The 4,216-nt window shown below is 60.3% G+C and carries 5 protein-coding genes and 1 pseudogene; 2 read left to right on the forward strand and 4 right to left on the reverse strand.

The genetic code is table 11. The annotated features are described in order from the left end of the window. From tnpB (CW354_RS16135) to CW354_RS23520, 4 genes and pseudogenes are all read right to left on the reverse strand, one after another. The coding region (tnpB, locus tag CW354_RS16135; protein WP_133162341.1) for an IS66 family insertion sequence element accessory protein TnpB at positions 1-209 on the reverse strand (209 nt) is incomplete at its 3' end. Then, on the reverse strand, positions 206-574 hold the full coding sequence (tnpA, locus tag CW354_RS16140; RefSeq protein ID WP_279303131.1) for an IS66-like element accessory protein TnpA: 369 nt from the start codon (positions 572-574) through the stop codon (positions 206-208). The genes tnpB (CW354_RS16135) and tnpA, both read right to left, overlap by 4 nt. A 53-nt stretch (positions 575-627) precedes the next feature. Next, a pseudogene (gene tnpC, locus CW354_RS16145) lies at positions 628-1,773 on the reverse strand (IS66 family transposase); the annotation flags it as partial. An 11-nt stretch (positions 1,774-1,784) separates the two neighbouring features. After that, positions 1,785-2,117 carry a hypothetical protein gene (locus CW354_RS23520; RefSeq protein ID WP_104830365.1) on the reverse strand — a complete coding sequence of 111 codons (333 nt, stop codon included), beginning with the start codon at positions 2,115-2,117 and terminating at the stop codon, positions 1,785-1,787. On the opposite strand from CW354_RS23520, the gene tnpB (CW354_RS16150) reads away from it, so the two are divergent. Beyond that, the gene (gene tnpB / locus CW354_RS16150; RefSeq protein WP_104829984.1) at positions 2,116-2,472 is read left to right on the forward strand and encodes an IS66 family insertion sequence element accessory protein TnpB; all 357 of its coding nucleotides are present in this window, start codon (positions 2,116-2,118) and stop codon (positions 2,470-2,472) included. The two genes, CW354_RS23520 and tnpB (CW354_RS16150), sit on opposite strands and share 2 nt — an antisense overlap. A 52-nt stretch (positions 2,473-2,524) precedes the next feature. Then, positions 2,525-4,159 carry an IS66 family transposase gene (tnpC, locus tag CW354_RS16155; RefSeq protein WP_104828937.1) on the forward strand — a complete coding sequence of 545 codons (1,635 nt, stop codon included), beginning with the start codon at positions 2,525-2,527 and terminating at the stop codon, positions 4,157-4,159. Positions 4,160-4,216: the final 57 nt, after the last annotated feature.

Consider the following 4,216-nt stretch of genomic DNA (forward strand, 5'->3'; position numbering starts at 1 on the left):
CGCTTCGAGAAAAGGCAAAGCCCGTGGCCGTCAGCCCAAAGAATTTTTATGTAATCGCCGCGGCGGCCGCGAAACACGAACCCATGTCCCGACCAGGGATCCATGCGCATTTGCTCCTGCACCATCAGCGACAGGCCGTTGAAGCCGCGGCGCATGTCGGTGCGGCCGAGCGCGATCCAGATCTTCGTATTGGGCGGAACGGCGATCATCGGCGCAGCACCCTGAGCGTGCGGTCGAGCAGCGCCGGATCGACGCGCGCGTCGAAAGACAGCTTCTCGCCTGTCGGCAGCGAGAAGATCATCGCCGTAGCGACGTCGCCGACGGCCGCCTCAACGCCCTCGCCGGCAGACGCGTCCGTGACGACGACAGGCACGAAGCGCGGTCCCGCGCCGGCGTCGTCCGTCTCCGTCAGACGGCCTTCACGCGCGGCCCGGCGCCAGGCGTGCAGCTCTTCGCCGCGGATCCCGTGCCGCCGCGCAACCGCCGACATGGTCGCCCCCGGCCGGCGCGCCTCGTCGACGATCTTCAACTTCTCCGCCGCGCTCAACGCCCGTAAGCGGCGTCTCGGCGCCACGTCGCTAAATCGATAGAACGCAGCTATTGTTCAGCATCTTTGCTCTTTGACAATCAGGTTTTGTTCTCGACGTATGAGAACGGAAGGAGATCATCGATGCGGCTTTGCGGCCATCCATTGACGACCTTCGTCAGGACGTCGGTGAAGTACGCCTGCGGATTAACGCCATTGAGCTTGCAGGTTTGTGCGAGCGACGCAAGGCGCGCCCAACAGCGCGCCCCGTCATCGTGGCCCGCGAACAACGCGTTTTTCCTTGTCAATCCAATCGGTCTCATGGAGCGCTCGACCGTATTGGAGTCGATCTCAAGGCGGCCGTCGTCGAGGTACAGCAGAAGGCCGTTCCAGTGATTAAGCGCATAGCGAATGTGCTTCGCAAGTTCGGATCGGCCGGAGATAAGATCGAGTTTCGTCTCAAGCCAAGGCCTGAACGCATCGAGTATCGGCTTCGCTTTTTCCTGGCGGATTTTGCGGCGTTCATCGGGCGGTCGCCCGCGCGCCTGGGTTTCGATCCTGTAAAGCTCGGCGATCCATTGCAGCGCTTCCTCTGCGATCGGGCCGTAGCCGAACTTGATCTCGTGGTTGAACTTCCTGCGAACATGGGCCATGCAGAAGGACAGCTTCACGTCGCCTTCTTCGGCGACCGATTTGTAGACGCCATAGCCATCGACCTGCGCCGTACCCGCATAGCCGTTCAGCACTTCGGCTGCACTCTCCTTGCAGCGCCCCGGCTGATAGACATAGGCGACGGCCGGCGGATCGTCGGAACAATAGGGGCGCCCGTCGCGGGCGATCGCCCAGAACTGCCCGGTTTTCGTTTTGCCGCGGCCTGGATCGAGCACAGGAACGTGCGTTTCGTCGCAGAAGATTGGATCGGAGCGCTTGATCGTTTCGATCAAGCGCTCATGAACGGGGCGCAGTTCGAACGCCGCGCGTCCCACCCAGTCGGCAAGCGTCGAGCGGTCGAGATCGACGCCTTCGCGAGCGTAAATTTGCTGCTGTCTATAGAGCGGAAGCGCATCGGCGAACTTCGACACGATGACATGGGAGACTAACTGCTCCGTCGGCAGACCGCCCGCGATGAGCCGCGGGGGGCTGAGCGCCTGGACCGGGGCATTCTCGCATTTGCGGCAGCCATATTTCGGGCGGGATGTGCGGATGACGCGTAAGCGACGCCCGGACCCCACCTGTTCTTGACGGTCGGCGTGGGCCATCATTGTCTCATTGATGAATTTCCGCTTTGAGGCATTTGATTTTGACCAGTGATAGAACGCATTCCGACCATGAGCGGAATCCCGAACGTGACCATCGCCGCCGCGCGCGGCGTGAAGATTTTGTTGAGGTCGTTGTGGATGATGACGCCGGCGACCAGCCGCGGGGCGAAGATCGTTATCGTTCGGGGCGTGCGCGCCGTTTTGACCGTGATAACAGCTCGCCGATTGAGATAGAGGTCGGCGGGGCGACGGTGCGGGTTCTCCCGCGGACGGACCGGGTGCTGTTGAATATCGTGCTCGATGCGCTGCGCGGGCGGCGCTGACCAGCCCATGATCAACGGACATGCGCCGAAGCGCTTTTATCTCTATGCGAAGCCGGTCGACTTCCGCAAAGGCCATCAGGGCCTGTCGGTGATCGTCCAGGAAATCACCAAGATTGATCTGTTCTCCGGCGCGGCGTTCATCTTCCGGCCGAAAAACGCACACGCGGTGAAGATTTTGACCTGGGACAGCTCCGGGCTCGTGCTTGTGCATAAAAAGATCGAAGACCGGTCGTTTCGCTGGCCGCCGATTAATGACGGCGTGATGTCGCTGTCGCCGGTTCAGTTCAGCGCGCTTGTGGAAGGCATTGACTGGAGAAAAGTGCATACGGCGCGCCGAACGAGAAAGCCTAAAATTATCGCTTGAGTTTATCAAAAACTTGTTGGGAAAGAAAGCGAAACAGCGCACATTAATGTGCATGGATTTTCGCCTTGATCAGCTTCCTGACGATGCAGATGCGCTGAAGGCGATCATCGCTGCGCTGACGGTCGAAGCGCAGGCCGAAAAGGAAAAACTCACATCGGAAATCGCCGATCGCGACTGCAGCCTTGCGGAACGCGACGAAGAGATCGCCGGCCTGAAACATCGCGTCCAGTCACTGCAGGAATTAAACGACCGGCTCGACCATCATGTGCGGGTCCTCAATCGCGCCCAATATGGACGGCGTTCCGAAAAGCTCGACGCCGATCAGCTGGCGCTGCTGCTTGAAGACACCGCACAGGCGATCGGCGAAATCCAACAGGCGCAGGAAGCGTTTGAGCCGGCGCTCGCCGAAAAGCGGGCGCGCAAGGCCAATCTCGGCGCCTTGCCGGCGAGCCTGCCTCGTGAAGACCAGGTCATCGAGCCGGTAGCGAACGTCTGCGCCGATTGCGGCTGCGCCCTGCACGTCATCGGCGAAGACGTCTCCGAGCGGCTCGACATCGTGCCGCAAAGGCTGCGAGTGATCCGCACCCGCCGCCCGCGCTATGGCTGCCGCAAATGCGAGAACGCGCTGGTCCAGGCGCCGGCGGCGCCGCATATCATCAGAAGCGGCCTGCCGACGGAGCGGTTGATCGCTAATGTGGTGGTCTCAAAGTTCGGCGATTATCTTCCCGCCTACAGGCAAGCCGATATTTTTGCGAGGAGCGGCGTCGATCTTGACCGGTCGACGCTGTGCAACTGGATCGGGCGCGCGGCTTATGAAGTGCAGCCCGTCTATGATCGCCTCGTTATGGACATCAAGCAGTCCGAGCCGCTCTTTTGCGACGAAACGCCGATGCCGGTGCTTGCGCCCGGCAATGGCGAGGTGAAGAAAGGCCAGCTTTGGGCGCTGGCGCGCGATCCGCGGCCTTACGCTGGCGATGAGCCGCCTGCAGTCGCCTATTTTTATAAGCCGGGCCGCTGCAAGGGGAGCGCGGCTGAAGTGCTCGAAGGCGTGAGCGGCGCCGTGCAGGTCGACGGGCTTAGTTCTTACAAGGCGGTCGCCAACGACACTCAAAAGAACAGCCCTATCGCGCTGTCATTTTGCATGGCGCATTTGCGCCGCCGGTTCTTCGACGAGATCAAGGACGGATACGGATCGATCGCCAAGGAAGCGGTCCAGAAAATAGCCAGGATCTATGAGGTCGAAGACCCGATACGCGGCAAGCCGCCAAATCACCGGCGCGATGTGCGACAGGAAAAGGCCAAGCCCCTGATGGAAGAGTTCCATAAATGGCTGAAGGCGCAAAGCGAGATTCTGTCCCAGCGTTCAACGCTGATGGAGGATATCAATTACGCCTTCAATCATTGGGAAGGCCTGATGCGCTATCTCGATGACGGCAGGCTCGAAATCGACTCGAATTTTGTCGAGCGTTCGATTCGTCCGATTGCAATATTGCGCAAAAACAGCCTGTTCGCCGGCAACGCCGAGGGCGCTCACAGCTGGGCCCGGTTCGCCTCGCTCCTGACAACGTGCAAACTCAATGATGTCAATCCGGAAGACTATCTCACCGACATCTTCACCAAAATCGCCAACGGCTGGCCGCAGGCCCGCATCGACGAACTCTTGCCGTTCGCATACGCTGCAAAATAATTTACAATGTCAAAGAGCCAAGCGCGCAGATCATAGCACGCGTCAATCACCGCGTAA

Origin of the sequence: Hyphococcus luteus (genome assembly GCF_002943565.1) — a bacterium.
Lineage (GTDB): Bacteria > Pseudomonadota > Alphaproteobacteria > Caulobacterales > Parvularculaceae > Hyphococcus > Hyphococcus luteus.

What these genes read in the sequence shown, in the direction of transcription:
- tnpC (WP_104828937.1), top strand. Translation starts at nt 2,525, where the DNA reads ATGGATTTTCGCCTTGATCAGCTTCCTGACGATGCAGATGCGCTGAAG.
- CW354_RS23520 (WP_104830365.1), bottom strand. Translation starts at nt 2,117, where the DNA reads ATGGGCTGGTCAGCGCCGCCCGCGCAGCGCATCGAGCACGATATTCAA.
- tnpB (WP_104829984.1), top strand. Translation starts at nt 2,116, where the DNA reads ATGATCAACGGACATGCGCCGAAGCGCTTTTATCTCTATGCGAAGCCG.